This window comes from Sediminihabitans luteus (assembly GCF_002797595.1).
Lineage (GTDB): Bacteria > Actinomycetota > Actinomycetes > Actinomycetales > Cellulomonadaceae > Paraoerskovia > Paraoerskovia lutea.
The window spans coordinates 474,871-501,025 of the sequence record NZ_PGFE01000001.1 but is presented as its reverse complement, the minus strand read 5'-3'; the positions used below and the strand labels follow the sequence as shown (position 1 = coordinate 501,025).

The following is a 26,155-nucleotide window of genomic DNA, read 5'->3' as shown; positions in this document are numbered from 1 at the left end:
CATGGCTGAGAAGGCCAAGAAGGACGTCGTCGAGGCTCCGGCCGAGACCGTCAGCACGCTGAAGATGCACCACCTCCGTCCGGCTCCGGGCGCCAAGACCGCCAAGACCCGCGTGGGTCGTGGTGAGGCGTCGAAGGGTAAGACGGCAGGTCGCGGTACCAAGGGTACGAAGGCTCGCTACCAGGTTCCGGAGCGCTTCGAGGGTGGGCAGATGCCCCTCCACATGCGTCTCCCGAAGCTGCGCGGGTTCAAGAACCCGTTCCGCACCGAGTACCAGGTCGTGAACCTGGACAAGCTCTCCGCGCTGTACCCCGAGGGTGGCTCCGTCACCGTCGAGGACCTGGTCGCGAAGGGCGCGGTCCGCAAGGGCCAGCTCGTCAAGGTTCTCGGTACCGGCGAGGTCACGGTCAAGCTCGAGGTCGCGGTCGACGCGTACTCGGGTTCCGCGAAGGAGAAGATCCTCGCGGCCGGTGGCTCCGTCTCGGAGGACTGACCGACTGACAGGGCCGGTGGCGCACGATGCGCTGCCGGCCCTGTCGGCGTATCCGGGGCCGTCCGACGGGCCGCGGGTGCAGCTCTGCTCCCCGGAGCACGTAGAATCTCTGACCGTTCGACTTGTCATGACGCATCGACGAGGGTGCAGCACGGGCTAAGGTGCCTGTGGCGCCCGTCACGGTGGTGTCAGCTCTCGCCGCTCGCGGCGCACTAGCTCCCGCTTCGGCGGGCCAGGAGGATAGGTGCTCAGCGCATTCGCCCGGGCTTTCCGGACGCCCGACCTGCGGCGCAAGCTGTTGTTCACGCTCGGAATCATCGTCATCTACCGCGTCGGCTCGTTCATCCCCGCGCCCGGTGTCGACTACCCGAACGTCCAGCAGTGCATCGCGCAGCAGGGCAACAACGACCTTCTCGGTCTGGTGAACCTGTTCAGCGGCGGAGCCCTGCTCCAGCTCTCGATCTTCGCGCTCGGCATCATGCCGTACATCACCGCGAGCATCATCGTGCAGCTGCTGCGCGTCGTGATCCCTCGTTTCGAGGCGCTCCACAAGGAGGGCCAGTCGGGTACCGCGAAGCTCACGCAGTACACGCGCTACCTGACGATCGCCCTCGCGATCCTCCAGTCGACGACGGTCATCACGACCGCGCGCAACGGCGTGCTGTTCCCGGGCTGCGGCGTCGACGTCATCCCTGACGACAGCTTCATGACCCTCACGATCATGGTCATCACGATGACCGCCGGCACGGGCCTGATCATGTGGCTCGGCGAGCTCATCTCGGAGCGCGGCATCGGCAACGGCATGTCGCTCCTCATCTTCACGTCGATCGCCGCGAGCTTCCCCGCGGCGCTCTGGTCGATCTCGGCCGGCGTCGGCGGCATCGGCAAGTTCGCGATCGTGATCGTCGTGATCATCATCGTGATCGGGCTCGTGGTGTTCGTCGAGCAGTCGCAGCGACGGATCCCGGTCCAGTACGCCAAGCGCATGGTGGGCCGCAAGATGTACGGCGGCTCGTCGACGTACATCCCGATCAAGATCAACATGGCCGGCGTGATCCCCGTGATCTTCGCGTCCTCGATCCTGGCGGTCCCGGGCCTCGTCGCGCAGTTCGGCGACCCGACCGCCGGGTGGGTGCAGTGGGTCTCGCGGAACCTCGTGCCGCAGTCGGCGCCCCTGCACATCGCGCTGTACGTGCTCATGATCATCTTCTTCGCGTTCTTCTACACCGCGATCACGTTCAACCCGGACGAGGTCGCCGACAACATGAAGAAGTACGGCGGCTTCATCCCCGGGATCCGGGCGGGCCGCCCCACGGCGGAGTACCTCGACTACGTCATCACCCGCATCACCTCGGCGGGTTCCATCTATCTCGCGCTCGTCGCGCTGCTGCCGACGCTGGTGCTCGTCGCCCTCGGCGTCTCGACCAACATCCCGTTCGGTGGGAGCTCGATCCTCATCGTCGTCGGTGTCGGCCTGGAGACCGTCAAGCAGATCGACTCGCAGCTGCAGCAGCGCCACTACGAAGGGTTCTTGCGTTGAGCCAGAACGACCAGAAGTCCGCCCGCCTGATCATCATGGGCCCGCAGGGTGCCGGCAAGGGCACCCAGGCCGCGCGCCTCGCCGAGCGGTACGACGTCCCCGCGATCTCCACGGGCGACATCTTCCGGGCCAACATCAAGGGCGGCACCGAGCTGGGTCGCCTGGCCCAGGAGTACTCGGCCAAGGGCGAGCTCGTGCCCGACGAGGTCACGAACGCGATGGTCCGCGACCGTCTCGCGGCCGACGACGTCGCGCAGGGCTTCATCCTCGACGGCTACCCCCGCAACGCGGCGCAGGTCGTCGAGCTCGACGCGATCCTCGGTGACCTCGGCGTCTCGCTCGACGCGGTGCTCGAGCTCACGGCCGAGCGCGGCGAGCTGCTCGAGCGTCTGCGCAAGCGTGCCGAGCTCGAGGGTCGCGAGGACGACACCGAGGAGGCGATCGCCCGCCGCCTCGACATCTACGACGAGCAGACGGCTCCGCTCACGTCCGCCTACGCCGAGCGTGACCTGCTCGAGCGCGTGGACGGCATCGGCGACATCGACGAGGTGACGGCGCGCCTGGTCGCGGCCCTCGCCCCGCGCGTCACGGCCTGATGTTCGGTCGGGAGCGCATCGAGTACAAGACGCTCGAGCAGGTCCGCGTGATGCGCCGGGCCGGTCTCGTCGTCGCGGACGCTCTCGACGCCGTGCGCACGGCCGCCCGGCCGGGCATGACCACGGCAGACCTCGACGCGCTCGCCGCCGGTGTGATCACCGCGGCGGGCGCGTCGCCGTCGTTCCTGGGGTACCACGGGTTCACGGGCGTGATCTGCGCTTCGGTCAACGAGGAGGTCGTGCACGGCATCCCCGGCTCCCGGGTGCTCGCCGTCGGCGACCTCGTGTCGATCGACTGCGGGGCGATCGTGGACGGCTGGCACGGCGACTCGGCGCTCTCGTTCGTGCTGGGGGAGGACGGCGCGCTCGACCCCGCCGTCCCGGAGCGTGCGGTCGGCGCCCGGTCCGCGGACGACGTCGTGGCCGACCTCGCGCTCGTGACCGCGACCGAGCGCTCGATGTGGGACGGGATCGCGGCGCTCGCGACCGCCGCACGGCTCGGCGAGGTCGGCGACGCGATCGACGACTCGATCACGGCCGCCGGCGACGAGAACGGTACGGCGTACGGGATCGTCACGGAGTACACGGGCCACGGGATCGGCACCGCGATGCACCAGCCGCCCGACGTGCTGAACTTCCGCAGCGGGCACCGCGGGCCGCGCGTGCGGCCGGGGCTGTGCGTCGCGATCGAGCCGATGATCACGCGCGGGAGCGCGGAGACCGCCGTGCTCGCGGACGACTGGACCGTCGTCACGACCGATGGCTCGCGCGCCGCGCACTGGGAGCACTCGGTCGCCGTGACCGAGCGCGGCGTGGTCGTGACCACGGCGCGCGACGGGGGAGCGGCGGAGCTCGCGGCCCGCGGCGTCACGATCGCTTCGCTCGACTGACCGGATCGCCGGCGGCTGACCGGATCGCCGGGGGCCGACCGACCGAGACCGTTCGACCGACCGACCGGCCGCTCGACTGGTCGGTCGCTCGCCCCGCCGATCGCACGCCGTGCGCGCCCGGTGTGACCGCCCGCTGAGTTCGCCAGTTGTGACCGCCCGCTGTGTGTGACCGCTGCGCTCGCCTGCTGTGACCGGTCTCTCTGCCCGCGGCGGGGTCGGCGTGGTTTCCCGATCGTCGGCGATGCCGTACGATAGACCGTTGGGTGTAGTCCGTTCGATCGATCCTCCCCGCACCGGCCGTCGTCACGACGCGCCCGCGCGTGAAGGCATGAGCTGACGGCGCACGCGAACAACCACGTCACCTCGACCGTACGGTCGTGTCGTCGTGGGGAAGCAGTCAGACGAGAGTTAGCGGAGGACATGGCAAAGAAGGACGGTGTCATCGAGATCGAGGGCAGCGTGATCGAGGCTCTGCCGAACGCGATGTTTCGCGTGGAGCTGGCCAACGGTCACAAGGTTCTCGCACACATCTCGGGGAAGATGCGACAGCACTACATCCGTATCCTCCCCGAGGACCGGGTCGTGGTGGAGCTCAGCCCGTACGACCTGTCCCGCGGCCGGATCGTCTACCGCTACAAGTAACCACCACTCGATCGAACGCCGTCAGCACGGCACGGACCACCGTGACCTGCGCACGGCGGCGGAGGAACTCTGATGAAGGTCAAGCCCAGCGTCAAGAAGATCTGCGACAACTGCAAGGTGATTCGTCGCCACGGTCGCGTCATGGTGATCTGCGACAACCTGCGCCACAAGCAGCGCCAGGGCTGACGCCCTCGCTCCTTGGGTGCCGGGGCGTCACGCCCTGATCACCAGGTGACCTGATCCGTCACCACCACGACGCACCACCACGAACCCGCACACCGCACCGGCACGGCCGGCGCACGGTGCGGGGGAACCCTCGGCTCGGAGGCCGGGGCCCGCGACACTGCGGGAGGGCGGTGCGACAGACCTCCGAACGAAGTACAGGAGCCGGAAGGCATGGCACGTCTTGTCGGCGTCGACCTCCCCCGCGAGAAGCGGCTCGAGATCGCGCTCACCTACATCTACGGCGTCGGCCGTACCCGCGCCCAGCAGACGCTGGCAGCGACGGGGATCGACCCCAACCTCCGCGTGAAGGACCTCGGCGACGCCGAGCTCGTCGCGCTCCGCGACCACCTCGAGGGCAACTTCAAGCTCGAGGGTGACCTCCGCCGCGAGGTTGCTGCCGACATCCGCCGCAAGGTCGAGATCGGCTGCTACGAGGGCCTGCGTCACCGCCGCGGCCTCCCCGTGCGCGGTCAGCGCACGAAGACGAACGCGCGTACCCGCAAGGGCCCCAAGCGCACCGTGGCCGGTAAGAAGAAGGCCCGCTAAGCAGCAGTCCGTCGCGCGACGACCGGCCCCGGCCGGTGCCCGTCGCCGCGGTCCGAAGACCTCAGACCAGGAGAACCACAGATATGCCTCCCAAGACTCGCGCGGCCGCCGGCCGCAAGCCGCGTCGCAAGGACAAGAAGAACGTCCCGCTCGGCCAGGCGCACATCAAGAGCACCTTCAACAACACGATCGTCTCGATCACGGACCCCTCGGGCGCCGTGATCTCGTGGGCCTCCGGCGGCGACGTCGGCTTCAAGGGCTCGCGCAAGTCGACCCCCTACGCCGCCGGCATGGCTGCCGAGGCGGCGGCCCGCAAGGCCGCCGAGCACGGCGTCAAGAAGGTCGACGTCTTCGTCAAGGGCCCGGGCTCGGGCCGCGAGACCGCGATCCGCTCGCTCCAGGCCGCCGGCCTCGAGGTCGGCTCGATCTCCGACGTGACGCCCCAGGCGCACAACGGCTGCCGCCCCCCGAAGCGTCGCCGCGTCTGATCCCGCACCACGCGTCGTCGTCCGGTCCTGCTCTGCGCCGCAGGCCGGGACCGGACGACGACGCACCTGCGCCCGACGGGTGGACCGAGACTCCCGGGCGGCTTCTCCTGCGTGACCGTGATGCGTCAAATGGCGGACGCACACTGAAAGGAACTGACCCTTGCTGATCGCACAGCGCCCCACGCTGACCGAAGAGGTCATCTCCGAGGACCGTTCGCGGTTCTCGATCGAGCCGCTCGAGCCCGGCTTCGGCTACACGCTCGGCAACTCGCTGCGTCGCACGCTGCTCTCGTCCATCCCGGGCGCGGCAGTGACCTCCATCCGCATCGACGGTGTGCTCCACGAGTTCACCACGGTCGCGGGTGTCAAGGAGGACGTCACCGAGATCATCCTCAACGTCAAGAACCTCGTGGTCTCCTCGGAGAACGACGAGCCCGTCGTGATGTACCTGCGCAAGACGGGTCCGGGCGTGGCGACCGCGGCGGACATCGTCCCGCCGGCCGGTGTCGAGGTGCACAACCCCGACCTCGTGATCGCGACGCTCAACGAGAAGGGCAAGCTCGAGGTCGAGCTCACGGTCGAGCGTGGCCGCGGCTACGTCTCGGCGAACCAGAACAAGTCGTTCGAGGCCGAGATCGGCCGCATCCCGGTCGACTCGATCTACTCGCCGGTCCTCAAGGTCACGTACAAGGTCGAGGCGACCCGCGTCGAGCAGCGCACGGACTTCGACAAGCTCGTCGTGGACGTCGAGACCAAGAACGCGATCAGCCCGCGTGACGCGCTCGCCTCGGCGGGCAAGACGCTGGTCGAGCTGTTCGGCCTGGCCCGTGAGCTCAACGTCGAGGCCGAGGGCATCGAGATCGGTCCGTCGCCGACGGACGCCGCTCTCGCTGCGGACCTCGCGCTCCCGATCGAGGAGCTCGACCTCACGATCCGGTCGTACAACTGCCTCAAGCGCGAGGGCATCCACCAGGTGGGTGAGCTCGTCGCTCGCAGCGAGGCCGACCTGCTCGACATCCGCAACTTCGGTGCGAAGTCGATCACGGAGGTCAAGGAGAAGCTCGCCGAGCTGGGTCTGGCACTCAAGGACTCGCCGCTCGACTTCGACCCCGCCAAGGCCGACTACTACGAGTCGGACGACGAGACCTTCTCGGGCGACCAGAACTACTGACGAACTCTGCGGGGTCTGGTCCGGCTGGACCCCCTGACCCTGCACGACAAGGAGCATGACAATGCCTACCCCCACCAAGGGTCCGCGGCTCGGCGGAGGCCCGGCTCACGAGCGCCTCATCCTCGCGAACCTCGCCACCGCGCTCTTCGAGCACGGCCGCATCACGACCACCGAGACGAAGGCCAAGCGCCTGCGTCCGCTGGCCGAGCGTCTCATCACGTTCGCCAAGCGCGGCGACCTGCACGCGCGCCGTCGCGTCATGACGGTCATCCGTGACAAGGGCGTCGTGCACACGCTCTTCACGGAGATCGCGCCGACCATGGCCGAGCGCCAGGGTGGCTACACGCGCATCACGAAGGTCGGCAACCGCAAGGGCGACAACGCGCCCATGGCGGTCATCGAGCTCGTGACCGAGCCCGTAAGCCCCAAGCAGGCCGTCGTCAAGGAGGCCGAGAAGGCCACCGAGAAGGGCGCCAAGAAGGCCCCGGCGAAGAAGAAGGCCACCACGGTCGAGGAGGCACCCGTCGAGGACGCCGCCGTGACCGACGCACCGGTCGAGGACGCACCGGTCGAGAAGGACTCCTCCGACAAGGAGGACTGAGCGAACGGCCGGCACCCCCGGTCCCGCTCACGACGGCCCGGCCCCGAGACACCCTCTCGGGCCGGGCCGTCGTCATGCCCGGCGTCGTCATGCCCGCCCTCGTCATGCCCGCCCTCGTCATGCCCGGCGCCGTCATTCCCGCAGTCGTCGTGCCCGGCCCCGGCCTAGGCTGGGTCGATGGAGCCCGACGACGTACGGCCCCGACAAGCCACCCGCACGCCCGGGCGCACGCCCGTGGTCCTCGTGCACGGCTCGCGCACGTCGTCGACGATGTGGCGCGCCCAGGTCGCCGCGCTCGAGAGCGACGGGCGCCGCGTCGTCGCGCCCGACCTTCCGGGTCACGGCCGACGCCGCGGCGAGACCTTCACGCTCGACGGCGCGGTCGACGCGGTGCGGGCGGTCGCGGACGACGTGGGGGCTCCCGTTCTCCTGGTCGGGCTGTCGCTCGGCGGGTACCTCGGGATCGAGGTGCGGGCGCGTGAGCCGGGCCTGGTCGCGGGGCTCGTCGCGGCGAGCTGCTGCACGGTCCCGTCGTCACCGCTGCGCGGCGCGTGGCTGCGCGCCGCGCGCCGTATCGAGGCGTCGGCGGACTCGGGGGAGCGCCTCAACCGGTGGATGGTCGACCGGACCGTGCCGGCCGCGGGACGTGCGGACCTCGCGGCCGGAGGCTTCGCGCTCGACACGATGGCCGCGATCCTCGAGGCCGTCGGGGCGACGGACCCGCTCGGGAGCCTCGCGCGCGCGTCCTCGCCGGTGTGGCTCGTGAACGGACGGTTCGACCACTTCCGGCTCGACGAGCGCCGCTTCGTCGAGGCCGCGCGCGCCGGTGGCGCGCCGGTGCGCCACGTCGTCGTGCCCGGGGCGAAGCACCTCGTGAGCCTCGACCGGCCGGTCGCGTTCACGCGCGTGCTGCTCGAGGCCGCGCACCTGCTCGACGCGGACGGCGCCGGGCACGGCGGCGATCAGGGAGCGGGCGTGCGCCCCGGCAGGTCCCAGCTGCGCGAGCCACCGACCAGTGCGGCCGAGTTGGGGACGACGACGACGTCGTCGCCGAGCCGGCCCAGCGCCGTCGGCGTGATCGCACGCGAGTTGCCGCCACCCAGGTAGACGCGGTCCCACCGGAACACGGGGCGCAGCCCGTCGACGACGTGCAGCACGCGGCGCGACCACAGCGCGTTGCCGAGGCGCCGCCGCTCGACCTCGCCCACGTACTCGTCGTAGGTCGTGGCGCGCCGCACGGGAGCGTGCGACCACTCGAGGTGCGGGGCGAGCCGGCCGCCGTCGAACAGCGCCGAGCCGAGCCCGGTGCCGAAGGTCAGGACGAGCTCGAGTCCCGTCCCCGCGACGACCCCCGCGCCGTGCACCTCGGCGTCGTTGAGCACGAGCACGGGCAGGCCGAGCCGCTCGCCGAGCGCCGCCTGGACGTCGAAGCTCGACCATGCCTCGACGAGGCCCGGGTCGACCCTGGTCCGCGGCCCGCTGCGCGTCACGTAGTGCGGGGTGTGCACGACGACGCCGTGCCGGATCATCCCGGGCATCCCGACGGTCACGCGGTGCGCGCGGGGGAGGCCCGCGGCGATCCCGGCGATCGTCTCCACGAGCCGCTCGGGCGGCAGGGGGTAGGGCGTGGGCACGCGCACGGGCGCGGCGTGCGCCGTCCCCGACGCCGCCAGCACGCCGGCCTTGATCGACCCGCCGCCGCAGTCGACCGAGAGCGTCCGCACCCGCGCGTCGTCGGACGCCGCGGGGCCGGGCACCGCAGAGGCGGACGCCGGGGGGCCGGGCGCCGCAGAGCCGGACGCCGCGGGGCCGGGCCGGTCGTCGGACGGAGCGCTCATGCTCGCACCCTAGCCCCGCCGAGGTGACCGGGCCGGTCGGTGCTCGCTACCGTTGTCCCGTGAACGGCGGACCTCTCGACGACCGCGCGCAGGTGCGCGTGCGCATCGACCTCGCGTACGACGGCACGGACTTCGCCGGGTGGGCCACCCAACCGGGGCTGCGCACCGTGCAGGGCGTGCTCGAGGCCGGGCTCGTGCGGATCCTGCGTGACGTCGCGCCGCGCGTGACGGTCGCGGGGCGCACCGACGCGGGTGTGCACGCGCGCGGTCAGGTCGTGCACGTCGACATCCCGGCGCAGCAGTGGCAGCGACTCCCGGGGCGGTCGGACCGCACGCCGGGCCGGGCCCTCGTCGACCGGCTCGCGGGCGTGCTGCCGGGCGACGTCGTGGTGCGGCGCGCGTGCCTCGCACCCGCCGGGTTCGACGCGCGGTTCTCGGCGCTCGACCGCAGCTACACGTACCGGATCGTCGACGACGTCGAGCGCCGCGACCCGCTGCGCCGCGACTGGGTGCTGTGGCACAAGCGGCCGCTCGACGTCGCCGCGATGCACGCGTCGATGCAGCCGCTGCTCGGCCTGCGCGACTTCGCGTCGTTCTGCAAGCCCCGCCCGGGCGCCTCCACGATCCGCGAGCTCCTGCGCATGGACTGGGAGCGGGTCGTCGGCGGCCCTGAGGACGGGCTCGTGCTCGCGCACGTGCGGTCCGACGCGTTCTGCCACAACATGGTGCGCTCGCTCGTCGGCGCGGCGATCGCGGTGGGGGAGGGGCGGCACCCCGTCGAGCACCCCGCCGAGGTACTCGCCGCGCGGTCGCGCGACGTCGCGCCCGCCGTCGTCCCGCCGCAGGGTCTCGTGCTCGAGGCGGTCGCGTACCCGGCCGACGACGCGCTCGCCGCCCGCGCCGAGCGCGTGCGCGCGCGCCGCATGGACGAGGAGGTCGCCGAGCCGGCCGGTCGGCCTGGGGCGTCGGACGTCGCGGGGCGGCCGGGCGCGTCGGAGGTCGTAGGCCCGGCCTAGGTCGTCGGACGTCGCTCGCCCGGCGGAGGTCGTCGCGTGCGGCTGGCGGAAGCATCCGGAGATGCGCCCTGGCGGCGGTCGTCGAGCGTAGGGCGTAGGTCGTCCGGCGTGCGGCTGGCGGAAGCAGCCCGAGTTGCGACCTGGCGGAGGCTGTCAGGCGTCGCGGGACTGGCGGACGTCGTCGGGCGGACTCAGCAGGGCGGGCGGGCAGGTCCCGGAAGGATCCCGGTCGTCGCGCCATCGCCCGGGTGACCGGTCCGGAGGGTCAGCGGGTCGCAGGTCGCGGCGCGGTGCTGCCGGACCCGGGCGGGACTCGACGCCAGAGCGCGCGCCACGCGGCAAGCGGCCGGGGGCTCTCCGACGACGGGCCGGCGACGGGCGTGGGCGCCGCGGTCCGGTCGGCCCCGGCATCCTCGGCGCTCGCGGACCGCCGCGCGGACGTTCCGCTCGCGGAGCCTGACCTCGCGGAGCCCGACCTCGCGGAGCCCGACCTCGCGGAGCCCGACCTCGCGGCGACGCCGGACCTCGCGGCGACGTCCACGCCGCGTGCGGCGACTCGCGCGCCGTGCTCGATCTCGTCCAGCTGCCAGGCGTGCGCGGTGCGCACCTGCTCGTGCCGCTCGGCCGCGGCGAGCAGCAGCGTGGCGGGTCGCGCCCACGTCCCGGGCGACGGCAGCGACGGCACGGGGCTCAGCCCGAGCGCGCGCGAGAGGGGCCGACCGTGGGCCAGGCGCCCGACGGCGGCGTCCCACCACGCGTCGTCGTCGCGCGTGGGCGCCCCGACCCGGGCCAGGTGCGCACGCACCTCGGGGGCGCGGTCCCGCAGCTCGGCGGCGGCCGTGGAAACCTCCGACGTCCACCGGCTCTCCGGGCCGAGCAGGTAGTCCGTGAGCCCGAGGTGGGCGGCGGTGCCGCGCACCCGCGCGGCGTGTAGGGGGTCGTCGACGAGGCCGAGCCAGGGTGCTCGCGCGCGGCCCGCGACGAGGGCCGCCTCGTAGCCGTCGCCCACGACGAGCGCCGCGTGCGCGGCGACGTCCGTCAGCACGTCGAGGTCACGGGCGCTCGCGGACCGGACCCGGGCGTCGTCCGCGACGGCGCACACCCGCGCGACGCGCCGCTGCGCGCGGGTCGGGGCCGAGCCCGGCGGACGCTCGCGCGTGGGGACGACGAGCACGGGGACGCCGTGCAGCGCGGCGAGCCCGACGAGCGTCGCCGCCCAGGTGGCGTCGGTCGTCGCGTCGGGGTCGCCGGGTCGGGCTGCACCCGAGAGCAGCGCGAGCACGACCGGGCCGTCACCGTCGCGCGGTCGCCGACCGTGCGGCAGAAACACGTCGGGGGGCATCACGCCGTGGGACATCACGTCGTGGGACGCGAAGGCCAGGCGACCGTCGTCGTCCGGCGGTCCGGGCCGCTGCGGAAGGGCGGCGTGATCCTGCGACAGGTCACCGGAGGTGCCCCGCACCGACGCGGCGCCGACGCCGAGCGCGACGTGGCGTGGCCACGGTTCGACCGTGCGCACCAGGCGGTCGTCGAGCGCACCGTGCGCGGCGGCGAGCGCGAGCGTCGCGTCGTCGACCGCCCCCACCGCGGCCGCACGGGCGAGCAGGGGCGTCAGGAGCGCCTCGTCGGCGCGGTGCACCACGGGCTCGACCGACTGGCCGACGAGCACGACCGGCACGTCGAACCGGTTCGCGACGGCGGCCACGGTCGCGCGCTCGCGCAACGCGGACGGGCGTCGTGACGACAGCGGAGCGGCGCCCGTCACGATAACGCCCGCGCACGAGCGCACGGTCTCGATCACGAGCCGTGCCGGGTCGTGCACGCCGAGGCGTTGCGTGCCGTGCGCGGCCGCGTCGAGCACCGTGCGGTGCCGGAGCATCGCGTACCGCCGGTCGAGGTCGCTCCAACCGCCGACGGCGCCGACGGCCGCGACGTGGTGCCGGGCCGCGACGAGGTCGGGGCGTGGCGCGCTCACGACGAGGTCGCCCTCCCCGCGCGCGCGGAGCGCGGCGAGCGTCCCGGCGAGCGCGGCGTCGGCCGCGAGGTCGAGCGTGCCGCCCGCGCCGACGTCGCTCACGACGAGGATCGACATCCGCAGCCCGCCCGACCCGCGTGGCCCTCACGCGTAGGCGTCCATCCCAGCGCAGGGACGTGACCTCCGGGCGAACTCCGTCCGCAGAGGATCGGTGCGTGAGGTGAACGTCGTGCGCAGACGCACTCGACCGCGGGGCCGGACGCGGAAAGTCGACCACCTACCGGCGCGACGACCACCTACCGGCGCGACGTCGACCGACCGCCGGCCCGACGTCGAGCGCGCGTCGGCACGACGTCGGGTCGGCACCGTGTCGACCGCGCCGCGGCCCGACGCAGCGTCCTAGATCTCGTCGACCACGTGCATCGAGGCCTCCTCGGCGCTCGCACCCGCGCCGTCGATCCCCGCGTCCTCGGCGTAGAGGTCGTTCTGCCGGCCGTCGGCCGCGTCCGGGTCCTCGGCGAGTCGTCCCGCCCGCCGCTCGTCGCGCGGAGCGTCGGTGTCGGGCTCCTCGGCGGCGAGCCGTCGGTCCAGGCCCTCGCCGTGCAGCTCCTCCCAGGCGGTCTCACCGTGGTGGTTCGACCGGTCGCGCTCCGGGGGCGAGTAGCCCTCGTCGAGGAGGTCGGCCACCCCGCGGTCGAGCAGGGTGTCGTTCGCGGAGAGCTGGTCGCTGTCGCCCTCACGCGTGCCGTCGGGTTCGGGGCTCGTGGCGCTCGTGTCGTTGCTCATGACTCCACGGTCGCACCGGGCCGCGCACCTCGCAGCGTGTCGTGCCGTCGTGCCCGGGATGCGTGGTGCGTCGTGATCGCTCGGGATGTGCTGAGCCGACCGAACGCGGGTGATTCATGACGGGTCGTCCGCACATGGTGGAGGACGACACCTTTGCGGTGGTAGCGTTCCCGCGCGCACGGGAACGGCCCCACGGGCCAGGGGATCCCTGCGCCCTCGCGCGCCGGGAACGGACCCGGCGCGACCGACAAGGAGCCGTGCACGTTGAGAACCCGACGCCCTGCCCTGCTGACCGCGCTCGCCGTGGCGCTGACCCTGACCTCGAGCGCGACCGCGGCCACCGCCGTCGGGCCTGCCGCCACCGGTCACGCAGCCACCGGTCACACCGCCACCACGCGCGCGGGAGATGCACCCGCCAGCGATGCACCCGCGTACGCGGTGTCCTCGCCCGGAGGCACGATCCACCGCGCGCACCGTGACGCGACGTCCCACGAGGTCGCGGTCTACCTCTACAAGAAGGACGACACGGCCCGCCCCGCGTCGTGGGAGAACTCGCTCGAGCAGGTCCTGCTCACCACGACGGAGCGCTCGACCTGGCTCGACGAACTCCCGGCGGGCCTCCTGCCGGCGACCGCGATCGTCGACGACGTCGTGACGCCCGTCTGCGGCGACGGCTGGGCCCTGCAGCAGGACGCCGCGGACGTCGAGGTCACCTGGCCCGAGACCGTCGAGTACCCGTTCATCACGTTCGGCTGGGCGGCGGACAAGATCGTGGACGCCAAGCACACCGACCTCGTGGGCCTGCCCGCGTGCGGGAGCACGACGCCGGCCGTGCCGGTCGTCACCGTGACCCCGCCCACCTGCGACGCGCCCGAGAGCACCGTCGCGGTCGAGCCGCGCTCGGCCGACGTGCGCCTCGAGACCGTCGTCGACGGCGAGGCCGTGCGCATCCGGATGGAGGACGTGCCCGCGGACGGGTTCGGGCTCGAGAGCGCGCTCGCCGCGCACGGGATCACGCCCGCGTACGGCACGCTCGCGCTGCGCGCCGTCTACTACGACCGCACGGCGAAGCGCGACGTCCCGCTCGGCACGCTCGACGTCACCGTCCAGGACCCGGCCTCGCTCGAGTGCGCGACGGCGCCCGCGCCCACGCCGGTCGCGCTCGCGACGCCCGCCCTCGTCGACCAGTGCGGCACCGACCTCGACGGCCTCGCGCCCCTCGCGACCGAGGGCGTCGAGTACGCGCTCGACACGACCGACGGCGGGTGGACCGTGATCGCGACCGCGACCCCCGGCCACGTGATCGAGGCCGCTGAGGGGTGGACCGCGGTGGGCGACGGCACGTACGCGTTCGACCTCGGTACCGGACCGACCGACGAGGCCTGCGACGAGGGCACGACCGACGACGGCACGACCGGCACGACCGACACCACGGACGTCGACACCACGGACGTCGGCGGCTCGGGCGAGGACGCCACCGACGCGCCGTCCGACGCCGTGCCGTCGGCCGAGGTGCTCGGCACGTCGGTGCCCTCGCCCGGTGAGGTGCTCGACGCGTCCGACGACCTCGCGAGCACCGGCTCGGACGCGCTGCTGTGGGGCGGGATCGCCCTCGCGCTCGTCGCGGCCGGCGGTCTGACCGTGGTCGTCGTGCGCCGTCGCCGCGCCTGACCCGCTCCGCGGGGGGCCGGGACCCGGCCCCCCGCGGCCTAGGCTTGTCGCCATGGCAGTGAACAAGATCGTGCTCTTCTACGGCTTCGCGCCGCTCGCCGACCCGGAGGCCGTGCGCCTGTGGCAGCGGGCGCTCGCCGAGCGCTGGGAGCTCACGGGTCGCGTGATCGTCGCCGCGCACGGCATCAACGCGACGCTCGGCGGGACCGTCGAGAACCTCAAGCAGTACGTCCGCACGACGCGCTCCTACGCGCCGTTCGCGGGCGTCGACGTCAAGTGGTCGGACGGCACGGGCCGGGACTTCCCCCGGCTCTCGGTCAAGGTGCGCCCCGAGCTCGTGAGCTTCGGCGACCCGGGCGCGGTGCGCGTCGACGACGGCGGGGTGGTCGGCGGGGGAGCGCGCCTGACCCCCGACGAGCTCGACGCGCTCGTCGCCGAGCGCGGGGACGACGTCGTCCTGTTCGACGGGCGCAACGCGTTCGAGGCCGCGATCGGGCGGTTCCGCGGGGCCGTCGTCCCCGACGTCGCCACGACCCGGGACTTCGTCGCCGAGCTCGACTCGGGACGGTACGACGACCTCAAGTCCCGGCCCGTCGTGACGTACTGCACCGGCGGGGTGCGGTGCGAGGTGCTGAGCTCCCTCATGGTCGAGCGCGGCTTCTCGGAGGTCTACCAGCTCGACGGCGGGATCGTGCGCTACGGCGAGCAGCGCGGCGACGCGGGCCTGTGGGACGGGTCGCTGTACGTGTTCGACGAGCGCCGGCACGTCGAGTTCGGCGACGCGACCGTGCCGCTGGGCCGGTGCGCGACGTGCGCCGCGCCGACCGCGCTGTACGAGAACTGCGGCGACCCGTCGTGCAGCACGCTCACGCTGTGCTGCGACGACTGCGTGGGGGCCCACCGGGCCGCGCAGTGCGAGGCCTGCTCCGCCGTCCGCCCGGGAGCGGAGCTGCGGGACACGCGGTCGTGGGCGCGGGTGTGACCTATCTGCTTTTGACCCGCCCGCCCGCCGCCCGGTATTGTTGGTAGCCGTTGTGCTTCCCGCTCGGAATCCGATGTCACGCGTGTCTCCCACTCGCCGTCTGACGAAGCCCGGTTGATCGAGCACCGACAACGACCTCGTCGGCCGCAGTCCTCTGCGCCGAAGAAGACATCGAAGACATCGAAACGAAGGCTACGACCGTGCGTACGTACACCCCGAAGCCCGGCGACGTCCAGCGTGACTGGTACGTCATCGACGCGACCGACGTCGTCCTGGGCCGCCTCGCGACCCACGTGGCTACCCTGCTGCGTGGCAAGCACAAGGCGACCTTTGCACCGCACGTCGACGGCGGCGACTTCGTCATCGTGATCAACGCTGACAAGGTCGCACTGACCGGCAACAAGCGCGAGCAGAAGCTTGCCTACACCCACTCGGGCTACCCGGGTGGTCTGCGGGCCGTCGCCTACGGCGACCTGCTCGAGAAGCACCCCGAGCGTGCTGTGGAGAAGGCCGTGCGCGGCATGATCCCCAAGACGTCGCTCGGGCGCGCGCAGTTCGGCAAGCTCAAGGTCTACGCAGGCTCTGAGCACCCGCACGCCGCGCAGCAGCCGAAGACGTTCGAGATCACCCAGGTCGCTCAGTAACGCAGGAGCACCGGAGCACAGCGCTCACGCGCCGCCCGACTTCCCAGAATTCCCTTAGGACGCGAGGACACAGTGGCCGAGACCACCGTCGAGAACGACACGCTGGACGAGACCCCCAGCAGCTACACCTCTGAGACCGCCGCCCCCACGGGCCAGGGCCAGAGCATCACCGCACCGGGCCAGGCGCTCGGTCGCCGCAAGGAGGCGATCGCTCGCGTTCGCCTGATCCCCGGCACCGGTCAGTGGAAGATCAACGGTCGCACGATCGAGGACTACTTCCCGAACAAGGTGCACCAGCAGCTCGTCAACGACCCGCTCAAGCTGGTCGACGTCGAGGGTCGCTTCGACGTCATCGCCCGCATCACGGGTGGCGGCGTCTCGGGCCAGGCCGGCGCGCTGCGCCTCGGCATCGCCCGTGCGCTCAACGCGATCGACGAGGACAGCAACCGCGCCGCCCTCAAGAAGGCCGGCTTCCTGACGCGCGACCCCCGTGCGGTCGAGCGCAAGAAGGCTGGTCTCAAGAAGGCCCGCAAGGCTCCGCAGTACTCGAAGCGCTGATCCAGCGCCTCACCCTCGACGGCCCCGACGGACACTGTCCGCCGGGGCCGTCGGCGTTCCAGGACGCATTTGCACGCCCTGCTCACTATCGTGGGCACCCGATCACCCTCACGGAGGACTGACCCATGGCCCGCTTGTTCGGCACCGACGGCGTGCGAGGGCTCGCCAACAAGGACGTCACGGCCGAGCTCGCGCTCGACCTCGGGGTCGCCGCGGCGCACGTGCTCGGGACGACCGGCGAGTTCGGCGGGCACCGACCGCGCGCCGTCGTCGGCCGCGACCCGCGCGCCTCGGGCGAGTTCCTGTCGTCCGCGGTCGCCGCGGGCCTCGCGAGCGCCGGGGTCGACGTCGTCAACGTGGGCGTGCTGCCCACGCCCGCGGTCGCGTACCTGACCGCGACCACGGGCGTCGACCTGGGCGTCATGCTCTCGGCGTCGCACAACCCCATGCCGGACAACGGCATCAAGTTCTTCGCGCGTGGCGGGGTCAAGCTCGACGACGACATCGAGGACCAGATCGCCGCGCGGCTCGAGGAGCCGTGGGAGCGGCCCGTCGGGCCCGAGGTCGGGCGCATCCAGACCGACTCGGGACGCATGGGCGAGCGGTACGTCGAGCACCTGATCTCGACCATCGGCGGGGGCGAGTACTCGCGCCCGCTCGCAGGCCTGCGCATCGCGGTCGACTGCGCGAACGGCGCGGCGAGCGACGTCGGCCCGGCCGCGCTGCGCGCCGCGGGCGCCGACGTCGTCGTGATCAACGCGAGCCCGGACGGGCGCAACATCAACGAGAAGTGCGGCTCGACGCACCCCGAGCAGCTCCAGGCGGTCGTGGTGGCCTCCGAGTCCGACTTCGGGGTCGCGTTCGACGGCGACGCGGACCGTTGCCTCGCGGTCGACCACGGCGGCGTGCTCGTCGACGGCGACCAGATCATGGGCGTCCTCGCGCTCGCCGAGCACGACCTGGGCCGCCTCGCGCAGGACACGCTCGTGGTCACCGTCATGAGCAACCTCGGCCTCCTGCTCGCCATGAAGGACGCGGGCATCGCGACCGTCCAGACGGGCGTCGGCGACCGCTACGTGCTCGAGGAGATGCGCGCGCACGGCTACACGCTCGGCGGCGAGCAGTCGGGGCACATCATCCTCTCGGAGTACGCGACCACGGGCGACGGCGTGCTGACCGCGCTGCACCTCGCGGCGCGCGTCAAGGCGACCGGGCAGAAGCTCGCCGACCTCGCCGCGGCCGTGCGCCGGCTGCCGCAGACCCTGCTCAACGTCGGCGGGGTCGACAAGGCGCGCGCGGCGACCGACGAGGGCGTGCTCGCGGGCGTCGCTGCCGCCGAGTCGCGCCTCGGCGCGACGGGTCGCGTGCTGCTGCGCCCCTCGGGCACCGAGCCCGTCGTGCGCGTCATGGTCGAGGCCGCGACGCAGGCGCAGGCCGACTCGGTCGCGCACGACCTCGCGGACGTCGTGAGCGACAGGCTCGCGCTGTGAGCGCCGCGCACCCGGCGCCGTCCGCGGACGGCGCGGGCCCGGCCTGGGACGGCGTCGTGGCCGACGACGCGCGCGTCGACCCCGCGCTGCGCGACGACGTCGCGCGCCGGCTCGCCGCCGCGGTCGACGGCGTGCTGCCGATCGTGCACGCCGGACACCCGGTGCTGCGCACGCCCGCCGCGACGTACACCGGTCAGCTCGGCACGCTCCTGCCCGCGCTGCTCGACGCGATGCGCGCGACTATGCTCGACGCCCCGGGCGTCGGGCTCGCCGCGCCGCAGGTCGGGATCGCGCTGCGGCTCGCGGTGATCTGGGACCCCGGGTCGCAGGACCCGGCCGACCCGCGCGAACGCACCCCGGTGCCGCACCGCACGCTCGTCAACCCCGCGTACGCCGCGACGTCCGACGACGAGGTGTCGTTCTACGAGGGCTGCCTGAGCGTGCCGGGCTGGCACGCGGTGCGCACCCGGCACCGCACGGTGCGGCTCACGGGCCAGGACGCCGACGGCACGCCGCTCGACGAGGAGCTCACGGGTTGGCCGGCACGGATCGTGCAGCACGAGACCGACCACCTCGGCGGCGTGCTCTACGTCGACGCGGCCGAGCTGCGGTCGCTGAGCACCGACGAGAACATGGGCCGGTTCTGGGCGGGCACCGCCGACCCGTCGCCCGCGGCGCGCGTGCTGGGGTTCGACGTCGCGCAGCGGCCCGACGCGTCGGGTGCGCCCACGGTCTGAGACCTCTCACAGGATCTCCCCCTCAGGGGCGAGGTGGAGGCCCCCGGGATGCGAGAGGATCAGGGTCGGGCCAGGGCGACCCCTGATGCTCGCGGGTCGACCGTTCCCTAGGCTCGTCCCGAGGGCCGACGGCCCTGCTCGACTCCCGCCTGACCGCGTCCCGCGCGGCCGACGAACCGAGGTCCTCCGTGCACGACCCGTTGACTGTGTTCCTCGAGAACCTCGAGACCTGGATCATCGCGCTGTCGTCGTCGCTGTGGGTGTACCCGGCGCTGTTCACCATGGTCATGGTCGACGGGTTCTTCCCGCCCGTCCCCAGCGAGTCCGTCGTCATCACGCTCGCGGTCGCGTCGTGGGGCGAGAGCGCGGCGAACCTCTGGGTCGTGCTGGGGGTCGCGATGGTCGCCGCCTGGACGGGCGACCAGGTCGCCTACTGGCTCGGGCGCCGGATCGGCACCGAGCGCATCCCGTTCCTGCGCTCGCGGCGCGGCCTCAAGGCCGTCGTGTGGGCGCGGCACGCGCTCGCCACGCGCGGGGCGTCGTTCATCCTCGCGGCCCGGTACGTGCCCGTGGGGCGCGTCGCGGTCAACATGTCGGCCGGGGCGCTCGGGTTCCCGCGCCGCCGCTTCATGGTCTACTCGGGCATCGCCGCGGTCGCGTGGGGCCTGTACGCGGTCGCGATCGGGATCGTCGCCGCGCAGTGGCTCGGCCACAACATGCTGCTCGCCATGGCGGTCGGCGTGGTGCTGGGCGTCGCGACCGGGCTGCTGGTCGACCGTGCCGTCGCCTGGTGGAGCTCGCGCCCCGGCGCGCGCCCGCTCTCGCCCATCCCGCCGTTGCCCGCCGAGCTCGTCGCCGGCGCGGCGGAGGCCGGTGCCGAGACCGCGGACGCGGTCGACGCCACGGCGCCCGAGCACGCCGGCCGGGCGGCGTCCGAGGCCGTGCGCGCCCCGGCGCGGGCCCGCGCCGACGGCTGACGCTCAGAGCTTGCGCAGCCGGACCCTTTGGACCGTGTGGTCCAGCCCCTTGGTCATGACGATCGTCGCGCGACCCCGCGTCGGGAGGATGTTCTCCTCGAGGTTCGGCGCGTTGATCGAGTCCCAGATCCGCTTGGCGGTCGCCACGGCCTCGTCGTCGCTCAGGCCCGCGTAGCGGTTGAAGTAGGACGACGGGTCGGCGAACGCGGTCCGGCGCAGCTTGAGGAACCGGTCGACGTACCACTGCCGGATGTTGCGCGTGCGCGCGTCGACGTAGATCGACAGGTCGAAGAAGTCGCTCACGGCGACCGTGGACCCGTCGGCGCCGCTCGGTCGCGCGGGCTGGAGCACGTTCAGTCCTTCGACGATGAGGACGTCGGGTCGGTGCACGACCGCCTCGGCGCCCTTGACGATGTCGTACGTCAGGTGGTCGTAGACCGGGGCGCGCACCTCGGACTGCCCAGCCTTGACGCGCGAGAGGAACCGCACGAGCGCGCGCCGGTCGTACGACTCCGGGAACCCCTTGCGCTCCATGAGCCCGCGCCGACGCAGCTCGGCGTTGGGGTAGAGGAACCCGTCGGTCGTGACGAGCTCGACGCGCGGGGTCTCGGGCCAGCGCGCCATCATCTCGCGCAGCACGCGCGCGGTCGTCGACTTGCCGACCGCGACCGACCCGGCGACGCCGATCACGTACGGCGTACGGGCCGGGTGCTCGCCCAGGAACGTGCTCGTCACGTCGTGCAGCCCCGAGGTCGCCTGCACGTACAGGTTGAGCAGCCGCGACAGCGGACGGTAGATCGCGTCGACCTCCGCGAGGTCGATCGGGTCGCCCAGGCCGCGCAGGTGCTCGACGTCGGTGTCGGTGAGCGGCAGCGGGGTCGAGGACGAGAGCCTGCTCCACGCGGCGCGGTCGAGGTCGACGTACGGGGTCGGGTGCTCGCTCAGGTGCGCGAACGGTGTGCCCGCGAGGGGCTCCAAGGGCTGTGCCACACGTCCGATTCTGCCTGATCCGCGTGCGGCGGCGCGCCGCGGTCGGGCCGGGGCGGCGTCCGTCGGAGGTTCGGGAATCGTTGGGGGTGGTCGCAAAAAACCGCAGGATCGTGCGGCCGAGAGGGTGTCGCGGGGTCGGGATACACTCCCAGATCATGTGTGGAATCGTGGGATACGTAGGGCCGCAGGAGACCTCGGGGCGACCCCTCGACGTCGTCCTGGAAGGGCTGCGCCGGCTCGAGTACCGGGGCTACGACTCGGCGGGCGTCGCGCTCGTCGGAGCGGGTGACGGACAGGTCGCGGCGGCCAAGAAGGCGGGCAAGCTCGCCAACCTGGTCGCGGAGATCGACGCGAACCCGCTGCCCGCGGCCAGCGCCGCGATCGGGCACACGCGCTGGGCGACGCACGGCGGACCGACCGACCGCAACGCGCACCCGCACCTCGCGGACGACGGCCGCCTCGCCGTGATCCACAACGGGATCGTCGAGAACTTCGCGGTGCTCAAGGCCGAGCTGGTCGACGAGGGCGTGACGTTCGCGTCCGAGACCGACACCGAGGTCGCGGCCCAGCTCCTCGCGCGGGCCTACCGCGACAGCAAGGACCTCACGACCGCGATGTGCGAGGTCGCGCGCCGCCTCGAGGGCACGTTCACGCTCCTCGCGGTGCACGCCGACCTGCCCGGCACCGTCGTCGGCGCGCGCCACGACTCACCCCTCGTCGTCGGCCTCGGCGACGGCGAGAACTTCATGGGCTCGGACGTCGCGGCGTTCGTCGCGCACACGAGCGAGGCCCTCGAGCTCGGCCAGGACCAGGTCGTCACGATCCGCCCCGACGCGGTCGAGGTCCTCGACTTCGACGGCGCGCCCGCCGAGGCCAAGCACTTCACGGTCGACTGGGACGCCGCGGCCGCCGAGAAGGGCGGCTTCGAGTCCTTCATGGACAAGGAGATCCACGACCAGCCGCAGGCCGTGGGCGACACGCTGCTCGGACGCACCGACGCGGACGGGCGCCTCGTGCTCGACGACGTGCGCATCGACGAGGCCGTGCTGCGCTCGATCGACAAGATCATCGTGATCGCGTGCGGCACCGCCGCCTACGCGGGGCACGTCGCCAAGTACGCGATCGAGCACTGGTGCCGCATCCCCGTCGAGGTCGAGCTCGCGCACGAGTTCCGCTACCGCGACCCGATCGTGAACGAGAAGACCCTCGTCGTCGCGGTCACGCAGTCCGGCGAGACGATGGACACGCTCATGGCGGTGCGGCACGCGCGCGAGCAGGGCGCCAAGGTCGTCTCGATCGTCAACACGCACGGCTCGACGATCCCGCGCGAGTCCGACGCGGTGCTCTACACGCACGCGGGCCCCGAGATCGCGGTCGCCTCGACCAAGGCGTTCCTGTCGCAGATCACCGCCGCGTACCTGCTCGGCCTGTACCTCGCGCAGCTGCGCGGCAACAAGTTCCCCGACGAGATCGCGACGCTGCTCGACGACCTGCGCGACATGCCCCGCAAGATCCAGACCGTGATCGAGCGCGGCGAGTACGTGCGCGCGGTCGCGCGGTCGATGCGCGGGGCCTCGTCGGTGCTGTTCCTCGGCCGGCACGTCGGGTTCCCGGTCGCGATGGAGGGCGCGCTCAAGCTCAAGGAGCTCGCGTACATCCACGCCGAGGGCTTCGCCGCGGGCGAGCTCAAGCACGGACCGATCGCGCTCATCGACGAGGGCCAGCCAGTGTTCGTCGTCGTCCCCTCGCCGCGCGGGCGCGACTCGCTGCACTCGAAGGTCGTGTCGAACATCCAGGAGATCCGGGCGCGCGGGGCGCGCACGCTCGTGATCGCGGAGGACGGCGACGACGCGGTGCTGCCCTACGCCGACGAGATCTTCTGGATCCCGCAGGCGCCGACGCTCCTGCAGCCCCTGCTCGCGACCGTGCCGCTGCAGATCTTCGCGATGGCGCTCGCGACCGCGAAGGGCCTCGACGTCGACCAGCCCCGCAACCTGGCCAAGTCGGTCACGGTCGAGTAGCACGGACCATTGCTGCGCCGAACCGGCGATTGTCGTCGTTCCCGGATCTCGGGGCGATCACGATCGCCGGGTCGGCGAATCATGACCCGTAGGCTGGCGCGATGATCATCGGTGTCGGGATCGACGTGGTGGACGTCGACAGGTTCATGGCGACGCTCGCGCGCACCCCGAGGCTGCGCGAGAAGCTCTTCACGCCCGCCGAGCGCGAGCTCGCGTCCGCGTCGCTCGCCGCGCGGTTCGCCGCCAAGGAGGCGATCGCGAAGGCCCTCGGGGCGCCCGGTGGCATGTCGTGGCAGGACGCGACCGTGCACCGGGTGCCGGGCGGACCGCCCGAGGTCGAGATCACGGGGACGGTCGCGGCCCGGGCGGCCGAGCTCGGGATCGTGAGCTTCCACCTGAGCATCTCGCACGACGCGGGGATCGCCTCGGCAATGGTCGTCGCCGAGGGCTGAGCCCCCTCCTGCCGGCCCTGCCCTCCTGCCGGCCCTGCCCTCCTGCTGGCCCCGCCCTCCTGTCGCCGAACCGGCGATCATGGTCGCTCACGGGCCGTCGAACCACCACGACGACCGGATCGGCGGGACAGGATCGCCGGTTCGCGCCCGGGCGAGCACGCCGCGCACCGTCGTCCCGATCCGCCCGAGGTCGTGCGACGTGAACCGCAGCACGTCGATCCGCCCGGTGCCGACGAGGGCGTTCTGCCGACTGCGGTCGGCGTAGACCGCGTCGGGCAGACCGTGGACCTCACGCCCGTCGACCTCGGCGACGAGCCAGCGGCCGTGGGGAAGCCGCCAGGCCATGTCGCCCCGGGCGCGCACTCGACCCGCCAGGTCCAGGACCGGCAGCTGCAGGACGTCGGGCGGCACCCCGGCGTCGATGCAGTCGAGCCGCGCGAACGACTCGAGCGGCGACTCCGACCGCGCGTCCGCGAACGCCCAGAGCTCGTGCCGGGAGGCGACGCCGCGACGTCCGCGCGCGAGGTCGTGCACACGGTCGAGCCCTGACCGGTCGAGCAGCCCCCGGTGCAGGACGTCGTCGAGGACCGCGAGCCCGTGGGCGCGGGAGAGCTCGGGGACCGCCTGCGCCAGCGCGAGGTCGAGGGCGACGACCCGCCGTCCGGCGACGAGGACGGTCCGCAGGTCGGTGTCGAAGTGGCGGCACACGATCTGGTCGCGGGTGCGGCGTCGGTCGGCCCCGGGCATCGCGACCTCGGGCGTGATGCGCGACGGCAGCCCGGCGACCCGGTGCATCACGAGGGCGCACGCGCCGACCGCCACGGCGTCGGGCCCGAACGCGAGGAGCGCGGTCCAGGCGGCCGCGCGGCGTCCGTCGTCGACCGAGCGCGGACCGGGCGTCGTGTCGTAGACCCCGCGTCCTGGTCGGGTCCACTCCCGGCGGGCGACGAGGCCCCGGCGCACGGTGGGGCCGATCCCGGCGGCGTCGCACTGCCGGGTGCTGACGAGTCCGGCCTGAGCACGGGCCAGACGGAGGATCTGAGGGGGCAGGGGTGTGCGGCGCATGCGCTGATCCCAGCGCGCGCGGACGTCGTCGTGCGGCGGGTGTCGACGCGGGTGTGGACGGCGGCGCCTCGGCGCGCCCTGTGGCCGACCGTCGAACCGGTGGTCGTGGGCCGGCGACCCGGCACGTGTGATCACTCAGGATGCCGCGAGCGAGCACGATCGCCGGTTCGGCGGCTGGAGGGGGCGGCGGGTCACGGTGTCTCGGCGATGCGGCGCAGCGCCCCGAGGTACCTCAGCGCGATGGCCTGCTGGCCGAGGATCCCGACCGCGCCGAGACGGCGCAGGACCGGCCGGGGAGACGACACCGACGAGACGTCGCCCCAGACCGCGCCGTCGCTGGTCGTGAAGAGCGCGAAGGTCTGCGTCCCGGACTCGGCGTGACCGTCGAGGGTCTGGTACGTCATCGTGAAGGTCCCCGGGCCGTCCTCGACGTGCACCACCACGCACGACCCGTGCAGGCCCAGCAGCGCCGGGCCCAGGCGGACGGCGACGACCCCACCCACGACGGCGGGCCCGTCGGCCCGGACGCGGACGCCGGCACGGCGATGCATCTGCCACGTGAGGACGGCGTCGCGCGCGGCGGCGAGGGCGCCGGGTCCGGTACCGACCCGCCGCACGACGGCGAGGCCGTGTGGCGGGTCGGGTCGGTCCCGGGCGCCCCGGGTCGGGTCGGTCCCGGGCACCGCGGTCAGCCCTGCAGCGCCGGGACGACCTCGCGCGTGAACAGCTCGAGCGACGCGCGGTCGTACGCGGCGTCCGGGAAGTACGTGATCGCGTACTCCATGCCGAGGCCCTGCAGCGTGGTCAGCGTCTCGACGATCTGCTCGGGGGTGCCGACGAGCGGACCGTTGCGCAGGCTCTCGATCTCGCCGTCGGCCTTCGCGGGCACGACGCGACGGTAGTGGTCCTCGGCCCACGCGAGGCGGTCGCGCACTGCCGCGTCGTCCGCCCCGATGATGACGTTGTAGTTGCCGGACCGCGTGATCTCGCCGAAGTCCCGGCCCACGTCCGTGCAGTGCGCCTCGAGCACCGACGACTTGTGCGCGAACCCCTCGGGCGAGCCGTCGAAGTTCGTGTACTGCGCGTACTTCGCGGCGGTCCGCAGGGTCTTCTTCTCCCCGCCGCCCGCGATCCACAGCGGGATCGACGGCCCGACGCCGTCGCCGGCCCCGTGCTGGAGCGGCTGCGGGTAGCACAGGGCGCCGTCGGTCGAGTAGTACGAGCCGTGGAAGGTCGACGAACCCTCGCGCCACATCGACGCCATGATCTGCACGCCCTCGTCGAGCGCGGCGAGGCGGTCCCCGGCGGTCGGGAACCCGTAGCCGTACGCGCGCCACTCGTGCTCGTACCAGCCCGCCCCGATGCCCATCTCGGTGCGGCCGCCCGAGATCGTGTCGACCGTCGCGGCGACCTTCGCGAGGTAGGCGGGGTTGCGGTAGGCCATGCACGTGCACATCTGCCCGAGGCGCACGCGCTCGGTCGACGCGGCGAACGCGGCCATGAGGCTCCAGGCCTCGTGCGTGGCCTCGGTCGAGGGCTCGGGCACGGTGTGGAAGTGGTCGTACACCCACACCGACTCGAACGCCGGCGCGTCGCCCGGCAGGCCCTCGCCCGCCGCCGTGGTGTCTGCGTACCGGGCGAGGGAACGCATGGTCTCCCACTGCTCGGAGGGGTCGATGCCGACGAGGTCGTGCCGCCAGCCCTGCGGGATGAAGAGTCCGAATCGCATGCGTCCAACGTACCCGGGCGCCTCCTGGCTCG

The 26,155-nt window shown here is 72.8% G+C and carries 27 protein-coding genes and 1 pseudogene; 21 read left to right on the top strand and 7 right to left on the bottom strand.

The features are described 5' to 3' along the window. Nucleotide 1 precedes the first annotated feature (1 nt). The 11 genes and pseudogenes from rplO to CLV28_RS15945 all read left to right on the top strand — a co-directional run. The gene (gene rplO, locus CLV28_RS02320; RefSeq protein ID WP_100421667.1) at nt 2-493 is read left to right on the top strand and encodes a 50S ribosomal protein L15; all 492 of its coding nucleotides are present in this window, start codon (nt 2-4) and stop codon (nt 491-493) included. A gap of 244 nt (nt 494-737) precedes the next feature. Continuing rightward, on the top strand, nt 738-2,033 hold the full coding sequence (gene secY / locus CLV28_RS02315) for a preprotein translocase subunit SecY (RefSeq protein WP_100421666.1): 1,296 nt from the start codon (nt 738-740) through the stop codon (nt 2,031-2,033). After that, nucleotides 2,030-2,629, top strand: a complete 600-nt coding sequence (locus tag CLV28_RS02310) for an adenylate kinase (RefSeq protein ID WP_275405044.1) — start codon at nt 2,030-2,032, stop codon at nt 2,627-2,629. Before secY ends, CLV28_RS02310 begins: the two co-directional genes overlap by 4 nt. Continuing rightward, the gene (locus CLV28_RS02305; RefSeq protein ID WP_100421664.1) at nt 2,629-3,519 is read left to right on the top strand and encodes a type I methionyl aminopeptidase; all 891 of its coding nucleotides are present in this window, start codon (nt 2,629-2,631) and stop codon (nt 3,517-3,519) included. Before CLV28_RS02310 ends, CLV28_RS02305 begins: the two co-directional genes overlap by 1 nt. A gap of 420 nt (nt 3,520-3,939) precedes the next feature. After that, nucleotides 3,940-4,161, top strand: coding sequence for a translation initiation factor IF-1 (infA, locus tag CLV28_RS02300; RefSeq protein WP_012877432.1), 222 nt, complete (start codon nt 3,940-3,942; stop codon nt 4,159-4,161). Between the two features lie 72 nt (nt 4,162-4,233). Beyond that, on the top strand, nt 4,234-4,347 hold the full coding sequence (gene rpmJ, locus CLV28_RS02295) for a 50S ribosomal protein L36 (protein WP_100421663.1): 114 nt from the start codon (nt 4,234-4,236) through the stop codon (nt 4,345-4,347). A 210-nt stretch (nt 4,348-4,557) separates the two neighbouring features. Then, a complete protein-coding gene (gene rpsM / locus CLV28_RS02290) occupies nt 4,558-4,932 on the top strand; it encodes a 30S ribosomal protein S13 (protein ID WP_100421662.1) in 375 nt (124 codons plus the stop codon). A gap of 83 nt (nt 4,933-5,015) precedes the next feature. Beyond that, a complete protein-coding gene (gene rpsK / locus CLV28_RS02285; RefSeq protein WP_100421661.1) occupies nt 5,016-5,420 on the top strand; it encodes a 30S ribosomal protein S11 in 405 nt (134 codons plus the stop codon). A gap of 160 nt (nt 5,421-5,580) precedes the next feature. Then, nucleotides 5,581-6,591, top strand: coding sequence for a DNA-directed RNA polymerase subunit alpha (locus CLV28_RS02280; RefSeq protein ID WP_100421660.1), 1,011 nt, complete (start codon nt 5,581-5,583; stop codon nt 6,589-6,591). Between the two features lie 61 nt (nt 6,592-6,652). Further along, nucleotides 6,653-7,192: a 50S ribosomal protein L17, sunset domain variant gene (rplQ, locus tag CLV28_RS02275; protein ID WP_100421659.1), complete on the top strand. Its 540-nt coding sequence runs from the start codon at nt 6,653-6,655 to the stop codon at nt 7,190-7,192. Between the two features lie 177 nt (nt 7,193-7,369). Continuing rightward, nucleotides 7,370-8,080: pseudogene (locus CLV28_RS15945) on the top strand (alpha/beta fold hydrolase); the annotation flags it as partial. A gap of 74 nt (nt 8,081-8,154) precedes the next feature. On the opposite strand, the gene CLV28_RS15940 reads toward CLV28_RS15945, so the two are convergent. After that, nucleotides 8,155-9,030 carry an ROK family protein gene (locus tag CLV28_RS15940; RefSeq protein WP_100421657.1) on the bottom strand — a complete coding sequence of 292 codons (876 nt, stop codon included), beginning with the start codon at nt 9,028-9,030 and terminating at the stop codon, nt 8,155-8,157. A 59-nt stretch (nt 9,031-9,089) separates the two neighbouring features. Here CLV28_RS15940 and truA point away from each other — a divergent pair, with 59 nt between their 5' ends. Then, nucleotides 9,090-10,046 carry a tRNA pseudouridine(38-40) synthase TruA gene (truA, locus tag CLV28_RS02255; protein WP_100421656.1) on the top strand — a complete coding sequence of 319 codons (957 nt, stop codon included), beginning with the start codon at nt 9,090-9,092 and terminating at the stop codon, nt 10,044-10,046. A 265-nt stretch (nt 10,047-10,311) separates the two neighbouring features. Here the strand turns inward: truA and CLV28_RS02250 are convergent, their stop codons facing one another. Continuing rightward, nucleotides 10,312-12,123 carry a hypothetical protein gene (locus tag CLV28_RS02250; RefSeq protein WP_157802451.1) on the bottom strand — a complete coding sequence of 604 codons (1,812 nt, stop codon included), beginning with the start codon at nt 12,121-12,123 and terminating at the stop codon, nt 10,312-10,314. Between the two features lie 297 nt (nt 12,124-12,420). Then, nucleotides 12,421-12,807 (bottom strand): DUF5709 domain-containing protein, encoded by a 387-nt coding sequence (locus CLV28_RS02245; RefSeq protein WP_100421654.1) that lies wholly within the window; start codon nt 12,805-12,807, stop codon nt 12,421-12,423. A 264-nt stretch (nt 12,808-13,071) separates the two neighbouring features. On the opposite strand from CLV28_RS02245, the gene CLV28_RS02240 reads away from it, so the two are divergent. From CLV28_RS02240 to CLV28_RS02210, 7 genes are all read left to right on the top strand, one after another. Then, nucleotides 13,072-14,478, top strand: coding sequence for a hypothetical protein (locus CLV28_RS02240; protein ID WP_157802450.1), 1,407 nt, complete (start codon nt 13,072-13,074; stop codon nt 14,476-14,478). 52 nt (nt 14,479-14,530) lie between these two features. Continuing rightward, entirely contained in the window at nt 14,531-15,460 is a 930-nt protein-coding gene (trhO, locus tag CLV28_RS02235; protein ID WP_100421652.1) for an oxygen-dependent tRNA uridine(34) hydroxylase TrhO, read from the top strand. Nucleotides 15,461-15,660: 200 nt separating this feature from the next. Beyond that, on the top strand, nt 15,661-16,104 hold the full coding sequence (gene rplM, locus CLV28_RS02230) for a 50S ribosomal protein L13 (RefSeq protein ID WP_100421651.1): 444 nt from the start codon (nt 15,661-15,663) through the stop codon (nt 16,102-16,104). 72 nt (nt 16,105-16,176) lie between these two features. After that, nucleotides 16,177-16,662 carry a 30S ribosomal protein S9 gene (gene rpsI, locus CLV28_RS02225; protein ID WP_100421650.1) on the top strand — a complete coding sequence of 162 codons (486 nt, stop codon included), beginning with the start codon at nt 16,177-16,179 and terminating at the stop codon, nt 16,660-16,662. A 125-nt stretch (nt 16,663-16,787) separates the two neighbouring features. Then, nucleotides 16,788-18,152: a phosphoglucosamine mutase gene (gene glmM, locus CLV28_RS02220; RefSeq protein WP_100421649.1), complete on the top strand. Its 1,365-nt coding sequence runs from the start codon at nt 16,788-16,790 to the stop codon at nt 18,150-18,152. Nucleotides 18,153-18,208: 56 nt separating this feature from the next. Then, on the top strand, nt 18,209-18,889 hold the full coding sequence (gene def / locus CLV28_RS02215) for a peptide deformylase (RefSeq protein WP_203968128.1): 681 nt from the start codon (nt 18,209-18,211) through the stop codon (nt 18,887-18,889). Nucleotides 18,890-19,095: 206 nt separating this feature from the next. Beyond that, nucleotides 19,096-19,866, top strand: coding sequence for a DedA family protein (locus tag CLV28_RS02210; RefSeq protein WP_244900133.1), 771 nt, complete (start codon nt 19,096-19,098; stop codon nt 19,864-19,866). Between the two features lie 3 nt (nt 19,867-19,869). Here CLV28_RS02210 and coaA read toward each other — a convergent pair whose 3' ends face one another. Further along, complete coding sequence (coaA, locus tag CLV28_RS02205; RefSeq protein WP_239073149.1) at nt 19,870-20,856, bottom strand: type I pantothenate kinase; 987 nt, start codon at nt 20,854-20,856, stop codon at nt 19,870-19,872. A 155-nt stretch (nt 20,857-21,011) separates the two neighbouring features. Here coaA and glmS point away from each other — a divergent pair, with 155 nt between their 5' ends. Together glmS and CLV28_RS02195 are read left to right on the top strand one after the other, a co-directional pair. Continuing rightward, entirely contained in the window at nt 21,012-22,877 is a 1,866-nt protein-coding gene (gene glmS, locus CLV28_RS02200; protein WP_100421648.1) for a glutamine--fructose-6-phosphate transaminase (isomerizing), read from the top strand. A gap of 101 nt (nt 22,878-22,978) precedes the next feature. Continuing rightward, a complete protein-coding gene (locus CLV28_RS02195; protein ID WP_100421647.1) occupies nt 22,979-23,329 on the top strand; it encodes a holo-ACP synthase in 351 nt (116 codons plus the stop codon). 87 nt (nt 23,330-23,416) lie between these two features. On the opposite strand, the gene CLV28_RS02190 is transcribed toward CLV28_RS02195, so the two are convergent. The 3 genes from CLV28_RS02190 to CLV28_RS02180 all read right to left on the bottom strand — a co-directional run bounded on the left by CLV28_RS02190 (nt 23,417) and on the right by CLV28_RS02180 (nt 26,123). Continuing rightward, nucleotides 23,417-24,394, bottom strand: a complete 978-nt coding sequence (locus CLV28_RS02190; protein ID WP_100421646.1) for a type IV toxin-antitoxin system AbiEi family antitoxin domain-containing protein — start codon at nt 24,392-24,394, stop codon at nt 23,417-23,419. Nucleotides 24,395-24,585: 191 nt separating this feature from the next. Next, the gene (locus CLV28_RS02185) at nt 24,586-25,077 is read right to left on the bottom strand and encodes a DUF1990 family protein (RefSeq protein WP_170062611.1); all 492 of its coding nucleotides are present in this window, start codon (nt 25,075-25,077) and stop codon (nt 24,586-24,588) included. A 5-nt stretch (nt 25,078-25,082) separates the two neighbouring features. Further along, the gene (locus tag CLV28_RS02180) at nt 25,083-26,123 is read right to left on the bottom strand and encodes an LLM class F420-dependent oxidoreductase (RefSeq protein ID WP_100421645.1); all 1,041 of its coding nucleotides are present in this window, start codon (nt 26,121-26,123) and stop codon (nt 25,083-25,085) included. Between the last annotated feature and the right edge of the window lie 32 nt (nt 26,124-26,155).